Raw genomic sequence first — 14837 nt, 5'->3', positions numbered from 1 at the left:
GGTTCCGGAGCGCACGGAACAGCGATGACCCCCGTCACGACCGTCTCGGGCCGCGCCTATCCCTGGGGCGCGAAGAACATCGACACCGACGTCATCATCCCGGCGCATTGGCTGAAGACGATCACGCGCACCGGCCTCGGCCGCGGCGCGTTTGAGACGGTCCGCGCGCAACCCGGCAACATCTTCGACGACCCGCGCTATGCCGGGTCGCCGATCCTCATTGCCGGCGATAATTTCGGCTGCGGCTCCAGCCGCGAGCACGCCGCCTGGGCGCTCGCCGACATGGGCATCACCGCGGTGATCGCGCCGAGCTTCTCCGACATCTTCTCGGGCAACGCGTTCAAGAACGGCATCGTCCCCGTCGTGCTGCCCCAGGAGGCGATCGACCGCTTGCTCGAGGTCGCCAAGGACCAGATCGTCACCGTCGATCTCGAGACGATGACCGTCACCACCCCGTTCCAGGACCGCTTCACCTTCGAACTCGACGCATTCCGTCGCCAGTGTCTCATGGAAGGGCTGGACGAAGTCGGCCTGACGCTGGCAAGGGATACCCAGATTTCGAAATTCGAGGAGGCGGTCGCATCGAATCGCCCCTGGACGACGGTGGAGAGCGGGTATGCGAGCATTGGTGTCGAAGGCAGTCGGCGGACCTGAAACTCTGGAAATGGTCGAGCTGCCCGATCTGGTGGCCGGCCCCGGGCAGGTCGTCGTCGCGGTCAAGGCCTGCGCGATCAACTTTCCCGACGTCCTGATCATCGAGGACAAATACCAGTTCAAGCCACAGCGCCCGTTCGCACCGGGCGGCGAGATCGCCGGTACGATCGACTCGATCGGCGAAGGCGTCACCGGCTGGGAAGTCGGCGACCGCGTGATCGCGATGCTCGGCCACGGCGGCCTGTGCGAGAAGGTCATCGCCGACCCCGCCAAGCTCTATCGCCTCCCCGAGGGACGCAGCTTCGCCGAGGGCGCCTCGCTGATCCTCACCTACGGCACGACCATCCACGCGCTGCTCGACCGCGGTCATATCAAGGCGGGCCAGACGCTGCTCGTGCTCGGCGCGGCCGGCGGGGTAGGGCTAGCCGCGATCGAACTCGGCAAGGCGTTCGGCGCGAAGGTCGTCGCCGCGGTCTCGTCCGAGGAGAAGGCCGCCGCAGCCAAGTCCGCCGGTGCCGACGACACGCTGATCTACGCCCGCGCGCCGTTCGACAAGGACCAGTCGAAGGCGCTCGCCGAACAGTTCAAGGCCGCGGTCGGTCGCGACGGCGCGCACGTGATCTACGATCCGGTCGGTGGCGACTATGCCGAGCCCGCCCTCCGCTCGATCGCGTGGGAGGGCAAGTATCTCGTCGTCGGTTTCCCCGCGGGCATCCCGAAGCTCCCGCTCAACCTCACGCTGCTCAAAAGCTGCGACGTCTGCGGCGTGTTCTGGGGCGCGTTCGCGGCACGCGATCCGAAGGCGAACCAGGCGCATATCGAAACGCTGTTCGACCTGTGGGAAGCAGGCAAGATCGCTCCGCGCGTGACCGAAGTGTTCGCGTTCGAAGACGGCGGCAAAGCGATCGCCAAGATGGCGGCGCGCGGCGCGATCGGTAAGCTCGTCGTAGAGGTCGGCTGATTACCGCCGGCCTCCCCGACCGCTCAGATCCACTCGTAGACCGCAGCCGCGATCGCCGCCCACATTATCAAGGATACGAGCACGGCGAGGCCTAGACCGCGGATGACATACGTATCCGGTTGCGTGGATTTCGAAGGTGCGTGTGCCGAAATGTTCATCATCGCTCTCCTGCCCGTGAGATTTGTCACGCGACTGACTTATAGATAGGTACGTTTCGGTCGTAGTTCCAGTTCTATTTTGACCGATACAGCCGATTATTGCGCAGGGGAGGTCCACGACCTATCTCGGGCCCAAGACGAGACTGAACGGGGACTTGCGCAATGACCACTTTCGACGACCGCGAACGCGCCAGCGAGGCGAACTTCGCGCGCGAAGAGGAAATGGCGTTCCGCATCACCGCACGGCGCAATCGCCTGCTCGGCGGCTGGGCGGCGCAGGAAATGGCGCTCACCCCCGAAGAAACCGATGCTTATGCGACCGCGCTCGTACATGCTGACATGGAGGGCGGCGGCGACGACGACGTCGTGCGGAAACTTGTCGGCGACCTGACCGCAGCTGGACTCGACCATGATGAGGCCACCGTCCGCCGCGCGCTGGCGCAGCAGATGATCGAAGCGCGTCGCCAATTGCTGGAGTCCCATTGATATGCCGATGGCTGCCGACGACATCGCTACCATGATCAAGGATGCGATCCCCGATGCCCAGGTCGAGATCACCGATCTCGCCGGCGACGGCGATCATTATGCTGCGAAAGTCACCGCCGCGAGCTTTGCCGGCATGAGCCGCGTGAAGCAGCATCAGGCGGTCTACGCGGCATTGGGCGGCCGCATGGGCGGCGTCCTGCACGCACTTCAGCTTACCACCGCAATTTCCTGAGGACGAAGACATGACCGACGATTCCAACGCCCGCATCGACGCTCTGGTAAAAGCCAGCCCGGTCGTCCTCTTCATGAAGGGCAGCCCGCTGTTCCCGCAGTGCGGCTTTTCCAGCCGTGCGATCGCGATCCTGAATCACCTCGAAGTCGAGTTCGAGAGCGTCGACGTGTTGCAGGACCAGGGCATCCGCCAGGGCATTAAGAGCTATTCGGATTGGCCGACCATCCCGCAGCTCTATGTCGATGGCGAATTCGTCGGCGGATCGGACATCATGATGGAGATGTACGAGAGCGGCGAAATGGCGCAGCTGTTCGAGACGCAGAAGGCGAACTGACCCGAGAGGCACCGGGGAGGGTGGATCGACGCGAGACCGGACGGTAGCGGTCGATCCACCCTGCATGAGCGCGAAGGCGCTCGGTGACAGCGCAGACTTTGCATTGCGCGTGCCAGAACCGTCGCATCACGGCGTTGCGCGCCTCTCGATAGTTAATCGGGAGCGCCGCCCTGTCGGGATTGTAAAGAATGGCGACGGTCCCTCCAAGAATGTGAGCCTTGCCATCGCCGCACCGAGCCGCCATCTCGCGTCCATGGCTGAGCATCCGACCGGTATCCCGATCCAGCTCGAGCCGCTCGTCATCCGCGTGCTCGCGCCCAATCCGTCGCCGTACACCTACACCGGTACGCAGACGCACATCGTCGGCGCGACTGATCTTGCCGTGATTGATCCGGGCCCCGACGATCCCGCGCACATCGACGCGTTGCTGCGCGCGATCGATGGCCGCCCGGTCAAGGCGATCGTCGTCACGCATCACCACCGCGATCACAGCCCCGCCACGCGTCCGCTCCAGTCGCTCACCGGCGCCCCGATCGTCGGCGCTGCACCGTTCGACCTCGCTGACGCAGGCGCGCGAGCAGACGCGTCGTTCGACGCCGCCTACGCACCCGACCGCGTTCTTTCGGAGGGCAATACCGTTACTGGCGAAGGCTGGACGTTAGAGGCGATCGCGACGCCCGGCCACACCTCGAACCATCTCGCCTTCGCGCTGCCCGAGACGAAGGCGCTGTTCTCGGGCGATCACGTCATGGGCTGGTCGACGACGATCGTCTCGCCGCCCGACGGCAATATGACGGCGTACATGGCCAGCCTCGAAAAGCTGATGCGGCGCGACGACCGCATCTATTATCCCGGCCACGGCGAGGCGATCGACAAGCCGCAGCGGCTCGTCCGCGGCATGCTCGGCCACCGCAAGCAACGCGAAGGGCAGATCCTCCGCCTGCTCCGCGAGGGCGCGCGGCCGATCCCGGCGATGGTCGAGCGCATGTATGTCGGTCTCGGCCCACAACTCGTGCCCGCCGCCGAACGATCGGTGCTGGCGCATCTGTACGACCTGCAAACCCGCGGACTGGTTATCGAGGAAGGCGAGAGATGGCGAACGACAGCGTGACCGAACCCGTACGCAAGAACGGCGTGGCCCCGTTCCTGGCCAAGGCCGTCGGAATCGTCTTGATTCTCGTCCTCGCAGGGCTGCTCGTGCTCTGGGGTGTGCAGCGCTACGTCAGCGACCGCCTCACGCCAGATCCGACGACGATCGCCAGCGCCAGCCTCGAAGGAATGCGCGAGCAGAACCGCTTGTCGGCGTTCGCCGCGCGCTACGTCGCGGTCGTCACCTCGAAACAGTCGCAGCTCGGCTTCACGACCGAGAAGACGCTGATCATGCCCGGGATGGTCCGGTACGAAGTCGACATGGCCAAGCTGACCCAGTCCGACGTCGCGTGGGATGGCACTTCGAAGACGCTGTCCGTTCGCCTTCCCGCAGTCGAAGCCGATGGTCCGCAGGTCGATCTCAACGCGGTCCGCGAATATGGGTCGGGCGGCGTGCTGACCACGTTCACCGATGCCGAAAAGCGCCTCGACGCCGCCAATCGCCGTGCGGGCCAGATCGAACTGATCCGCCAGGCGCGCGAACCCGCGATGATCAAGCTCGCGCGCGACGCCACCCGTCGTGCGGTCGAACGCAGTTTCGCGATGCCGCTGCGTGCTGCCGGAATCGACGCGACCGTCGCGGTCCGCTTCGCCGACGAGCCGACCGCGAATACCGAACGCTGGGACACCTCGCGCTCGCTGCAGGACGTGCTAGGGAATCGTCGCTAGAAGACGGGCGCTAAACTCGGGATACGACCATGGAATTGAAGCAGAACTTCGCCGGTATCGACATACGCGCCGAGATCGAGCGCCTCCGCAAGGAGAAGAACGCCGTCATCCTCGCGCATTATTATCAGAAGCCGGAGCTTCAGGATCTGGCCGATTTCGTCGGCGACAGTCTCGACCTGTCGCGCAAGGCCGCGGCCACCGATGCCGACGTGATCGCCTTCTGCGGCGTGCGGTTCATGGCCGAGACCGCCAAGATTCTGTCGCCCGACAAGATCGTCGTGCTCCCCGACATGGACGCCGGGTGCAGCCTTGAGGACAGCTGCCCGCCCGAGCAGTTCGCGGCCTTCCGCGCCAAGCATCCCGATCACATCGCGCTGACCTACATCAACTGCTCGACCGAGGTGAAGGCGCTCTCCGACATCATCGTCACGAGTTCGTCGGCGGACACGATCCTCGCGCAGATCCCGCCCGAGCAGAAGATCATCTTCGGCCCCGATCGCAATCTCGGCGGCTATCTCGCGCGGAAGACCGGCCGCGACATGCTGCTGTGGCCGGGCGTGTGCATCGTGCACGAGGCGTTCAGCGAGACCGAGCTGATGAAGCTGAAGGCGCAGCATCCCGGCGCGCCGGTCGTGGCGCATCCCGAGTGCCCGCCGATCATCCTCGATCACGCCGATTATGTCGGCTCGACACGCGGCATCCTCGATTACGCGCTCGCGATGCCCGGCGACACACTGATCGTCGCGACCGAGCCGCACATCATCCACCAGATGGAAAAGGCGCTCCCGAACAAGCGCTTCATCGGCGCGCCGGGTGCGGACGGCAACTGCAACTGCAATATCTGTCCGTACATGGCGCTCAACACGCTCGAAAAGCTGTACGTCGCGCTACGCGATCTGTCGCCGCGGATCGAGATCGAGGAAGGGCTTCGGCTCCAGGCGAAGAAAAGCCTCGACCGCATGCTGTCGATGGCATCGAATACCGTCGGGAAGGGTGATCTCGGGCCGAAGTGACGCTGCGGGGCTGGTCTACCGCCAGCCCCTGCCGAGCTCAGGCGGCAGGAACGTCCGCACCAAGGTGCGCCAGTGCCTGGTCGATGTGGATCGCAGCGATCGGCAGCTGGAGTGCGTCGGCGAGGACAAGCGCCTCGTCCAGCAGGGCGTTCAGGCGTGCGGTATCGGTCATCGTCTTGGCAGGCATGGAAATTTCCTTGGGTATCGATCAGGCAACTCGCGTCGGGCGGTAAGGTTCCGACGTTTTCAAAATATTTCGATCGGCTGTCGGCATCGTAAATTCGCTGTCCCCCAGTGCCGTTTTTTGGCACCCGCCCCGGCATGACCTACCCGCGATTTCTGGGAGACTTCAGGTGAACGCAGCCTTGCCCAAATCCTTCGACATCAACGCGTTCGTAGCCGCGACGCTCGCCGAGGATCTCGGGACGATCGGCGACATCACGTCCGCCGCCGTCATCCCGGCCGATGCGCGGTTTACCGGCGTGATGGACAGTCGCGACCCGATCGTCGTCGCTGGGCTCGATCTCGCCGAGGCGTTCTTCCGCGCGCTAGATCCCGACGTGACGATCGAACGGCTCGTCAACGACGGCGATCGGGTTCCCGCGGGCACCGAACTCCTGCGGCTCGAGGGGGCCGGGCGGGCGCTGCTCACCGCCGAGCGGTCCGCGCTCAACACCGTCCAGCATCTCTCGGGTATCGCGACGATGACCCGGACCTATGTCGACGCGATCGCCGGCACCGGCGCGATCCTGCTCGACACGCGGAAAACGATTCCCGGCCTGCGCGTGCTGGAGAAATACGCGACCCGCATGGGCGGCGCGCAGAATCACCGCATGGGGCTGTGGGATGCGGCGATGATCAAGGACAATCACGTCGCGGTGGCCGGCGGCGTTGCCGAGGCCGTCCGGCGCGCCAGGGCTGCGGGGATCGCGCACATCATCGTCGAGGTCGACCGCATCGACCAGATCGAGCCCGCGCTCGCCGCCGGCGCGACGCACCTGCTGCTCGACAACATGCCGCCCGCGATCTTGCGCGAGGCGGTGACGCTCGTCGCCGGCCGCGTGCCGACCGAGGCGTCGGGCGGCGTCAATCTCGACACGATCCGCGCGATCGCCGAGACGGGCGTGACCTATGTCTCGGTCGGTCGCTTGACGCAGTCGGCACCCGCGGCGGATATAGGCCTCGACTTCGCAACCGCCTGACGACCGCGCCGATCGCGGCGTGCACCGGGGCGGGACACAGACAAGGCAGGGAACGACAAGCATGATCAGGCCGATATCCATCGTGCGCTACGAAAGGCTGTATCTCGCCTCGTTCGTGCTCGGATTGATCGTTTCCGCGATGAACTGGCCGCAGCGGGTCGCGCTGGTCGCGGCCAATCCGGTCCTCGCGCAGGTCAGCTGGATCCTGCCGACGTTCCAGGTCATCGGCATCGCGGTCACACTGCTGCTCTGGTATTTCACCGCGCGCTCGCCGAGCGTGGCCGCGAAGTGGGTCGTCGTCGTGCTTGCGGTGCTGTCGATCGTCGGCGTCGGCCTGTCTTTGGCAACCGTGGCGCGCGGGGAGACGACGATCGGCACGACCTCGATCGTCTCGTTCGCGGCCGACGCGCTCTCCGTCGTCGCCGCGCTCCATCTGTTCAAGGCGGACGCCAAGCTCTGGTTCGGCGAACTGCCCGACGCCGACGAGCCGGACACTTTCGAGGATATGTCGCATGATCGCTAGGATGATCCTCGCCGCCGCGGCGCTGGCCTTGCCGGGCGTCGTCCAGGCACAGGCCTATCAATGCTCGACCCCGTCCACGGTCGAGCGGGTCCGCCCCGATCTCCCGTCGGAGAGCCAGCCGAAGCGCGACATTCCGATCGGCAGCTACACGCTCGCGATCACCTGGGCGCCGCAATATTGCCGCGACAATGGTGATCGTACCGGATCAAGCTTTCAGTGCGGCGCGGGCAACCGCTTCGGCTTCACGCTGCACGGCCTGTGGCCCGACGGCGTCGCCAAGGACTGGCCGCAATATTGCCGTGCGGCGGAGTTCGTGCCGCCGCCGGTGATCCGCGCGCACCTCTGCACCACGCCGTCCGCGCAGCTGCTCCAGCACGAATGGGCCAAGCACGGCACCTGCATGCCCGGCTATCGTCCCGCCAAGTATTTCAACCAGTCGGCCGGGCTGTACGGCAAGCTTCGCTATCCGGACATGAACGCACTGTCGCGCACGCCGCTGACCGCAGGCCGGTTCGCGGCGGCGATGGCCGGCGCGAACCCCGGCCTGAAGCCCGACATGATGCGCGTCACCGCAACCAAGCAGGGCTGGCTCGACGAGGTCTGGATCTGCCTCGACCGCCGCTTCCGCTACCGCCGCTGCCCGGTGCATCAGGGCGGACTGAACCCGAGCGCACCGCTTCAGATCTGGCGTGGGAGTCGATAGGCGGTAGGCCGCCGCTAAATCAGCATGGCACGGCAGCCACCCCACATCCCGTTCGTGCTGAGTAGAGACCGAGTAGCTCCGCAAGGAGCGTATCGAGGGCTCGTATCGAAGCATGGGTTCCGAGCGCCAGCCCGTCCTTCGATACGCCGTCTCGGTACGCTGCAAGAGCAGCTACTCGGTGGCTACTCAGGACGAACGGAAGATAAGAGGATGAGGCGGAAGCGCGATGCCGCTACCGCCGGTCCCTCAACCAGACCAGCACCGCCGCCAGCACGCCAATCCCGGTCCCCACCAGAAACCCCGGCGTAGCCTGCCCGATCGCGAACCCCACCCCAGCACCGCCCAGCATGCCGAGTGCAACGAGGAACCCGCCCGCAGCGCTCGGGTCCTTGTGGGGGGGCAGGGTGTCGCGGGAAGTCGGGTCGGTCATCGCCATGTCCTGCCACGCGCCGCCGCCGGATGCCACCCACACGCCAAGCGCGATCCGTCGCCCGGACGAAACGTGGCGGAAATACGGCGTTAGATACTGTTCCGCAACGACAAGCCCGGCTAGGAGCCGGACATGGTGTTCCGCGTCGGGCGAGCCGGGCCGGCCGCCGCCTTTTTCGTTCTGACGACAGCGGGTGCCCTACCGTGCGCGGGCATACGTGCCGCAGGAGCACAAACCGCGCCTGTGCCGACGCAGGCTCCGGCCAACCCGATCGCGGACACGCCGATGTCGCTCGACCCCAATTCGCCGCTTGCTCCGTTGCCGGACATCGGCGTCGCCTGGCCCGATCTCGCGACGTCGCCGATGGACCCGGCCGCCACGGTCGCCGCGGTCGATGCCAATACCGAGAACCGCTACGCCTGGCGGATCGACGGCATCGACGGGATCAACGACGCGCTGCTCCGCCAACGCTTCGCCGCACTCTCGACGCTCGACGCGAACGATCACCAGGCCGCCAACGCCGCGCAACTCGATCGCCGCGCGCGCGAAGATGCCGACCTGCTCAACAGCCTGCTCCGCGCGCAAGGCTATTACGACTCCAACGTCGTCACGCGCGTCGAGCCGGGCGCAAAGCCGATGGTCGTGCTCGCGGCCACCCCGGGCACGCTCTACACATTCAAGGGCGTGACGATCGACGGCATCGCCGCGGCGGGCGACAAGGCGCCCGGCCTCACGACCGCGTTCGGCATCAAGCCCGAAGATCCGGTCAACTCGGATGCGATAGTCGCGGGGCAGGCGAACCTCACCACGCAGATCGGCCGCGAAGGCTTCCCGTTCGCCAAGGTCGGCGATCCGGCGATCGTGGTCGACCATGCCACGCGCACCGCGACGCTAGACCTGTCCGTCCAACCCGGTGGCGCGCGCAAATTTGGCAAGGTCGTCGCACTCCCCGGCAACCGCGTGTTCGGGGCGGACCATGTCGCCGAGATCGCGCGCTTCTCGCCCGGCGATTTGTACGACGCGACCAAGCTCGACGATCTCCGCCGCGCGTTGATCCAGACCAGCCTCGTCTCCTCGGTCGACCTCAAGCCCGTGCAGGGGGCCACGCCCGACACCGTCGACGTCGCCGTGAAACTCGATCGCGCACCGCCGCATACCGTCGCCGGCGAACTCGGCTACGGCACCGGCGAAGGCGCGCGCGCGGAACTCAGCTGGACGCACCGCAACCTGTTCCCGCCCGAAGGCGCGCTGACGCTGCGCGGCGTGCTGGGGACGCAGGAACAGCTCGGCTCGGTCGTCTTCCGCCGCAACAATTTCAAGGCACGAGACCGGGTGCTGACGCTCCAGGCATCGGCCGCGCATACCAACCGCAACGCCTATGACGCGAAGACCTATTCGCTGGCCGGCACGCTGGAGCGCCAGACCAACATCTTTTTCCAGAAGACCTGGACCTGGTCGCTCGGCGCCGAACTCGTCGCATCGGACGAGCGCGACGTGATCCTCTCGACCGGCGACCCGCGCCGCCGCACCTTCTTCATCGGCGCGTTGCCGACCAGCCTCAATTACGACGGCTCGGACGATCTGCTCAACCCGACCAAGGGCTTCCGTCTCGGCGGCCGCCTCAGCCCCGAAGTGTCGCTGCAAGGCTCGGTATTCGGCTACACGCGCACGCAGTTCGACGGCAGCGTGTACCAACCGTTCGGCAGTCGGGTCGTGCTCGCCGCGCGCACCCGACTCGGCACCATCGTCGGTGCCCCCCGCGATCAGGTCGCCCCGTCACGCCGCTTCTACGCCGGCGGCGGCGCGTCTGTGCGCGGCTACGGCTATCAGTCGATCGGCCCGCGCGATCCCAACAACGACCCGATCGGCGGCCGCAGCCTCACCGAATTCTCGATCGAGGCGCGCGTGCGCGTCCTCGGCAGCTTCGGGATCGTGCCGTTCCTCGACGCGGGCAATATCTACACCTCGCCGCTGCCGAAATTCACCGGGTTGCAATACGGCACCGGGATTGGCGTGCGCTATTATTCGAACTTCGGCCCGATCCGCCTCGACGTCGGCACCCCGATCAACCCGCAGCCCGGCGACAGCCGCATCGCCGTCTACGTCTCGCTGGGGCAGGCGTTTTGACCGAAGAGGTCACTCTTCCGGAGCGCCGCCCAAGGCGCCCGATCGCCTGGTGGCGCTGGATCGTCAGCGCGGTCATGGCGCTGCTCGCGATCGTCGGTGCGGCGTTGCTGATCGTCGACACCGACATCGGCCACCGTTTCGTCGCGGACCGGATCGCGGCGATCAAGACCGCGAACGGCCTGCGCTTCACGGTCGGTCGGATCGATGGCTCGCTATACGGCGACACGCGGCTGACCGATCTCCGCGTGTACGATCTCGAAGGTCTCGTCTTCCAGGCGCCCAACGTCACGCTCGATTGGTCCCCGTTCGACTGGTTCTCGAACCGCCTGGAGATACACCGCCTAATCGTCGATCGCGCGATCCTGACGCACACACCGCGCACGCGCCCGTCGAAAAGCCGTGGCCCGATCCTGCCCGACTTCGACATCCATATCGGCAAGCTCTCGGTCGGCCGCCTCACGCTGGCGAAGCGCGTGCTCGGGACCGAGCGGATCGGGACGCTCGAAGGCCGCGCGGACATCCGCTCCGGCCGCGCACTGGTCGACCTCAAGGCACGCGTCGCCGGCAGCGACGACCTAAAGCTCCGGATCGATGCCGAGCCCGCCCGCGACCGCTTCGACCTCGACGTCGCCGCGAAGGGGGCCGCGGGCGGCGTGCTGGCGCGGATGGTGAAGGCGAAGGGCCCGGTCGCGCTCGCGGTCACCGGCGACGGCAGCTGGGCGAAGTGGAACGGCCGCGCGAACGGCATTGTCGGCACGACACGCGTCGTCGATCTCGCGCTCGCGCAGGTCGCAGGCCGCTACACGCTGTCAGGGACACTTTCGCCGTCGTCGCTGCTGAAGGGCCGGCTGCAAAAGCTGACGGCGCCGCGCATCCTCGTCAACGGCAGCGCCGGGTTCGCCAACCGCCGCCTCGACGGCCAGCTTTCGCTGCGCACGCCCGCGCTGGCAATCGACACGACCGGCATCATCGATCTCGCCGCCAACGCGTACCGCGACGTGCGGATCAAGGCGCGGCTGCTCCGACCGCCCGCGCTGTTCGCCAACATGACCGGCAACATGGTGGAATTGCGCGCGATCCTCGACGGACCGTTTGCGACCGCCGCGTTCGACTATCGCCTCGACGCCAGCCGCTTCGCATTCGACCAGACCGGGTTCGAGAACGCTCACGCCGCCGGCAAAGGCAGGTTGTCCGCCGCGCCGGTAACCGTCCCCATCCGCTTCACCGCAGCGCGCGTCACCGGCGTCGGCACCGTCGCGGGCGGGATCCTGCGCAACCTGTCGGTCGACGGACTGCTCCGTGTGACGCCGACGCTGCTCACCGGCGACGCGCTCAAGCTCCGCTCGGACAAGCTCACCGGCAGCATCAATCTCGCGGTCGACCTGCGCAACGGCCAGTTCGAGGTCGGCATCAACGGCGGCCTCGGCCGCTATCTGATCCCCGGTCTCGGCATCGTCGATGTGAAGTCGACGCTGCGCGTCGTCCCCGGCCCGAACCGCAAGGGCACGCGCGTCATCGGGCAGGGCAGCGCACAGATGGTGCGGCTCGACAACGCGTTCTTCCGCAGCCTCGCGGGCGGGTTGCCGCGGATCACCACCAACCTCGAACGCACCACCGACGGTGTGCTGCACTTCACCAACCTAGTGCTGACCGCGCCGCAGATCCGGCTGACCGGCAACGGCTATCGTCGGCGCGACGGGACCTTCCATTTCGAAGGCGGCGGGCGCCAGCAGACTTATGGTCCGGTGACGCTGAATCTCGACGGCCAGATCGAGAAGCCGACGCTCGACCTCGTCTTCGCCAGCCCCAACGCGACGCTCGGGCTGTCGAACGTCCGCGCGCATCTCGATCCGACGCCGCAGGGCTTCGCATTCACCGCAGCGGGCGGATCGCGGCTCGGGCCGTTCACCACCAACGGCGCGATCCTGTTGCCGCCAGGCGCCGATGCAACGATCGCCATCGCCGCGCTGAACGTAGCCGGCACCAAGGCGAGCGGCAATGTCGCGGTGGTCGATGGCGGCTTCAACGGCGCGCTCGCCGTCGCAGGCGGCGGCATCTCGGGCGAACTCCTGTTCCGCCCGGTCGGCCAGATCCAGCGTATCGAAGGGCATCTCGCCGCCAAGGCCGCGACGCTCGACACCGTCGCGCTCCGATCGGGCAAGCTCGATTTCGTCACGCTGCTCGACCCGGCCGGAACCTCGATCGAGGCGACCGCGACCGGCCTCGGCCTGCGTCGCGGCACGTTCAGCCTCGCCCGGTTCAACGGTTCCGCGTCGCTGCGCGGCGGCGTCGGCACGATCAAGGCATCGATCGCCGGCTCCCGCGGCCGCGCGTTCGATATCCAGAGCGTCACGCAGGTGACCGCCACGAGCTACGCGATATCCGCGCAAGGCACGCTCGACGGCCGCCCGCTGAAACTGCTCACCCCCGCGGTCCTGACCCAGGAAGACGATGGCTGGCACCTCGCGCCGACCAAGCTCAGCTTCTCGGGCGGCGAGGCCCAGGTCGGCGGCCGCTTCACTGCCGCCAGCACCGCGATCGACGCCAGCCTGACGCGCATGCCGCTCGCGATCCTCGACATCGCCTATCCCGGGCTCGGTCTCAGCGGCAGCGCCTCGGGCAGTTTCACGATCGCGACCGCCAATGGTGCGGCCCCGACCGGCAAGGCGAACGTGACGATCCGCGGGCTCAGCCGCGCTGGCCTCGTCCTCTCGTCGCGCCCGATCGACGTCGGCGTTGCAGCCGTGCTCTCCCCCGACAAGCTCGGCCTGCGCGCGGTGATCGCGTCCGCCGGCAAGACCATCGGCCGCGCGCAAGCCCAGCTCGCGCCGCTGGGGCAGGGGGATATCGCCTCGCGGATCAGCAACGCCCGCCTGTTCGGACAACTCCGCTACAGCGGCCCGGCCGACACGCTCTGGCGGCTCACCGGGGTCGAGTTGTTCGACCTCTCAGGCCCGGTCGCGATCGGTGCGGACGTCGTCGGCACGCTCGCCAACCCGACCCTGCGCGGCGTCGTCCAGGCGAACGGCGCGCGGATCGAAAGCGCGACCACCGGCACCGTCCTAACCAACGTTCAGGCGACCGGCCGGTTCGGCGGCTCGCGGCTCGTGATCGACCGGTTCGGCGCGGACGCGGGCAAGGGCGGCCGCGTCACCGGCACCGGCCAGTTCGAATTCGCCGCCGCCGCCGGGATCGGCCTCGACCTCGCGCTCCAGGCTGACAAGGCGGTGATGATCAACCGCGACGACATCGGCGCGACCGTCTCCGGCCCGCTGACGTTCAAGTCGAACGGCTCGGGCGGCACGATCGCCGGCGATGTCGTGCTCGACAAGAGCCGCTACCGCCTCGGCCAGGCCACCGCTGCCAGTGCCGTACCGCAGCTCAACATCCGCGAAATCAACCTGCCCGACGGCGGCGAGGAAGTCGCGACCCCGACCAGGCCCTGGACGCTGGCGATCAAGGCGCGTGCCCCTAACCAGGTGATGGTCAGCGGCCTCGGCCTCACCAGCGAATGGTCCGCCAACCTCCAGATCGCCGGCCAGCCCGAGAACCCGGCGATCACCGGCCGCGCCACGCTGATCCGCGGCGACTATGAGTTTGCGGGCCGCCAGTTCGAGTTGGCACGCGGCGTGATCCGCTTCGATGGACAGGTCCCGGCGAACCCCGCTTTGGATATCGAGGCGAACGCGGACTCGACGGGCCTGAGCGCATCGATCCGCGTTACCGGCTACGCGCTCAAACCCGAAATCGGCTTCACCAGCACGCCCGCGCTACCCGAGGACGAACTGCTCTCGCGGCTATTGTTCGGCACCTCGATCACCAACCTGTCCGCGCCAGAAGCTTTGCAACTCGCAGCGGCAGTCGCGGCGTTGCAGGGCGGCGGCAGCGGCTTGAACCCTATCAACGCGGTGCGTCGTGCCGCTGGGCTCGACCGCCTCCGCATCCTCCCAGCCGATCCGCAGACCGGGCAGGGCACCTCGATCGCGGCGGGCAAATACGTCACCCGGCGCCTCTACGCGGAGATCGTTACCGACGGTCAGGGCTATTCCGCCACACAGGTCGAGTTCCAGGTCACCCGCTGGCTGTCATTGCTATCGAGCATCTCCACGCTCGGCCGTCAGAGTGCCAACGTCCGCGTGTCAAAGGATTATTGAGGACATGGCCCCATTGCCGTTCGGGCTGAGCGAAGTCGAAGT

Annotated in this window: 15 protein-coding genes; 13 read left to right on the top strand and 2 right to left on the bottom strand. The window is 67.1% G+C overall.

Features of this window, described 5'->3' with window-relative positions; genetic code table 11:
* Positions 1–24: 24 nt before the first annotated feature.
* The 8 genes from leuD to nadA all read left to right on the top strand — a co-directional run bounded on the left by leuD (position 25) and on the right by nadA (position 5656).
* On the top strand, positions 25–654 hold the full coding sequence (gene leuD / locus IFR23_RS04235; protein WP_093399659.1) for a 3-isopropylmalate dehydratase small subunit: 630 nt from the start codon (positions 25–27) through the stop codon (positions 652–654).
* The gene (locus tag IFR23_RS04230; RefSeq protein WP_192974827.1) at positions 617–1615 is read left to right on the top strand and encodes an NADPH:quinone oxidoreductase family protein; all 999 of its coding nucleotides are present in this window, start codon (positions 617–619) and stop codon (positions 1613–1615) included. Before leuD ends, IFR23_RS04230 begins: the two co-directional genes overlap by 38 nt.
* A gap of 320 nt (positions 1616–1935) precedes the next feature.
* Entirely contained in the window at positions 1936–2259 is a 324-nt protein-coding gene (locus IFR23_RS04225; protein ID WP_107962716.1) for a DUF1476 domain-containing protein, read from the top strand.
* Between the two features lies 1 nt (position 2260).
* Positions 2261–2491 carry a BolA/IbaG family iron-sulfur metabolism protein gene (locus tag IFR23_RS04220; RefSeq protein WP_056057430.1) on the top strand — a complete coding sequence of 77 codons (231 nt, stop codon included), beginning with the start codon at positions 2261–2263 and terminating at the stop codon, positions 2489–2491.
* Positions 2492–2501: 10 nt separating this feature from the next.
* The gene (grxD, locus tag IFR23_RS04215; RefSeq protein ID WP_192974826.1) at positions 2502–2825 is read left to right on the top strand and encodes a Grx4 family monothiol glutaredoxin; all 324 of its coding nucleotides are present in this window, start codon (positions 2502–2504) and stop codon (positions 2823–2825) included.
* A 253-nt stretch (positions 2826–3078) separates the two neighbouring features.
* On the top strand, positions 3079–3936 hold the full coding sequence (locus tag IFR23_RS04210; protein ID WP_192974825.1) for an MBL fold metallo-hydrolase: 858 nt from the start codon (positions 3079–3081) through the stop codon (positions 3934–3936).
* Entirely contained in the window at positions 3918–4643 is a 726-nt protein-coding gene (locus IFR23_RS04205) for a DUF4230 domain-containing protein (protein ID WP_192974824.1), read from the top strand. The genes IFR23_RS04210 and IFR23_RS04205 overlap by 19 nt, the downstream gene beginning before the upstream one ends.
* 29 nt (positions 4644–4672) lie before the next feature.
* Positions 4673–5656: a quinolinate synthase NadA gene (nadA, locus tag IFR23_RS04200; RefSeq protein WP_056057445.1), complete on the top strand. Its 984-nt coding sequence runs from the start codon at positions 4673–4675 to the stop codon at positions 5654–5656.
* A gap of 37 nt (positions 5657–5693) precedes the next feature.
* Here the strand turns inward: nadA and IFR23_RS04195 are convergent, their stop codons facing one another.
* Positions 5694–5843, bottom strand: a complete 150-nt coding sequence (locus IFR23_RS04195) for a hypothetical protein (RefSeq protein WP_192974823.1) — start codon at positions 5841–5843, stop codon at positions 5694–5696.
* A 166-nt stretch (positions 5844–6009) separates the two neighbouring features.
* On the opposite strand from IFR23_RS04195, the gene nadC reads away from it, so the two are divergent.
* The 3 genes from nadC to IFR23_RS04180 all read left to right on the top strand — a co-directional run bounded on the left by nadC (position 6010) and on the right by IFR23_RS04180 (position 8084).
* A complete protein-coding gene (gene nadC, locus IFR23_RS04190; protein ID WP_107962721.1) occupies positions 6010–6858 on the top strand; it encodes a carboxylating nicotinate-nucleotide diphosphorylase in 849 nt (282 codons plus the stop codon).
* 61 nt (positions 6859–6919) lie between these two features.
* On the top strand, positions 6920–7381 hold the full coding sequence (locus tag IFR23_RS04185; protein ID WP_192239035.1) for a hypothetical protein: 462 nt from the start codon (positions 6920–6922) through the stop codon (positions 7379–7381).
* Complete coding sequence (locus IFR23_RS04180; protein ID WP_192974822.1) at positions 7371–8084, top strand: ribonuclease T2 family protein; 714 nt, start codon at positions 7371–7373, stop codon at positions 8082–8084. Before IFR23_RS04185 ends, IFR23_RS04180 begins: the two co-directional genes overlap by 11 nt.
* 232 nt (positions 8085–8316) lie before the next feature.
* Here IFR23_RS04180 and IFR23_RS04175 read toward each other — a convergent pair whose 3' ends face one another.
* A complete protein-coding gene (locus IFR23_RS04175) occupies positions 8317–8556 on the bottom strand; it encodes a hypothetical protein (RefSeq protein WP_192975041.1) in 240 nt (79 codons plus the stop codon).
* Between the two features lie 90 nt (positions 8557–8646).
* On the opposite strand from IFR23_RS04175, the gene IFR23_RS04170 reads away from it, so the two are divergent.
* Complete coding sequence (locus IFR23_RS04170) at positions 8647–10641, top strand: autotransporter assembly complex protein TamA (protein ID WP_192974821.1); 1995 nt, start codon at positions 8647–8649, stop codon at positions 10639–10641.
* A gap of 74 nt (positions 10642–10715) precedes the next feature.
* Complete coding sequence (locus IFR23_RS04165; RefSeq protein ID WP_192975016.1) at positions 10716–14795, top strand: translocation/assembly module TamB domain-containing protein; 4080 nt, start codon at positions 10716–10718, stop codon at positions 14793–14795.
* The last annotated feature ends 42 nt before the right edge of the window (positions 14796–14837 follow it).

It is taken from the genome of Sphingomonas sp. CFBP 13603, assembly GCF_014892665.1.
In the GTDB taxonomy this organism is placed as follows: Bacteria; Pseudomonadota; Alphaproteobacteria; order Sphingomonadales; family Sphingomonadaceae; genus Sphingomonas.
Note: the sequence above shows the minus strand (reverse complement) of the source record. Positions and strands in the feature narration are given on the sequence as shown.

Coding starts and splice junctions, on each gene's coding strand:
- IFR23_RS04185 (WP_192239035.1), top strand. CDS start 6,920: ATGATCAGGCCGATATCCATCGTGCGCTACGAAAGGCTGTATCTCGCC.
- IFR23_RS04205 (WP_192974824.1), top strand. CDS start 3,918: ATGGCGAACGACAGCGTGACCGAACCCGTACGCAAGAACGGCGTGGCC.
- IFR23_RS04195 (WP_192974823.1), bottom strand. CDS start 5,843: ATGCCTGCCAAGACGATGACCGATACCGCACGCCTGAACGCCCTGCTG.
- IFR23_RS04225 (WP_107962716.1), top strand. CDS start 1,936: ATGACCACTTTCGACGACCGCGAACGCGCCAGCGAGGCGAACTTCGCG.
- IFR23_RS04165 (WP_192975016.1), top strand. CDS start 10,716: ATGGCGCTGCTCGCGATCGTCGGTGCGGCGTTGCTGATCGTCGACACC.
- leuD (WP_093399659.1), top strand. CDS start 25: ATGACCCCCGTCACGACCGTCTCGGGCCGCGCCTATCCCTGGGGCGCG.
- IFR23_RS04180 (WP_192974822.1), top strand. CDS start 7,371: ATGATCGCTAGGATGATCCTCGCCGCCGCGGCGCTGGCCTTGCCGGGC.
- IFR23_RS04170 (WP_192974821.1), top strand. CDS start 8,647: ATGGTGTTCCGCGTCGGGCGAGCCGGGCCGGCCGCCGCCTTTTTCGTT.
- IFR23_RS04220 (WP_056057430.1), top strand. CDS start 2,261: ATGCCGATGGCTGCCGACGACATCGCTACCATGATCAAGGATGCGATC.
- IFR23_RS04210 (WP_192974825.1), top strand. CDS start 3,079: ATGGCTGAGCATCCGACCGGTATCCCGATCCAGCTCGAGCCGCTCGTC.
- IFR23_RS04230 (WP_192974827.1), top strand. CDS start 617: ATGCGAGCATTGGTGTCGAAGGCAGTCGGCGGACCTGAAACTCTGGAA.
- nadA (WP_056057445.1), top strand. CDS start 4,673: ATGGAATTGAAGCAGAACTTCGCCGGTATCGACATACGCGCCGAGATC.
- grxD (WP_192974826.1), top strand. CDS start 2,502: ATGACCGACGATTCCAACGCCCGCATCGACGCTCTGGTAAAAGCCAGC.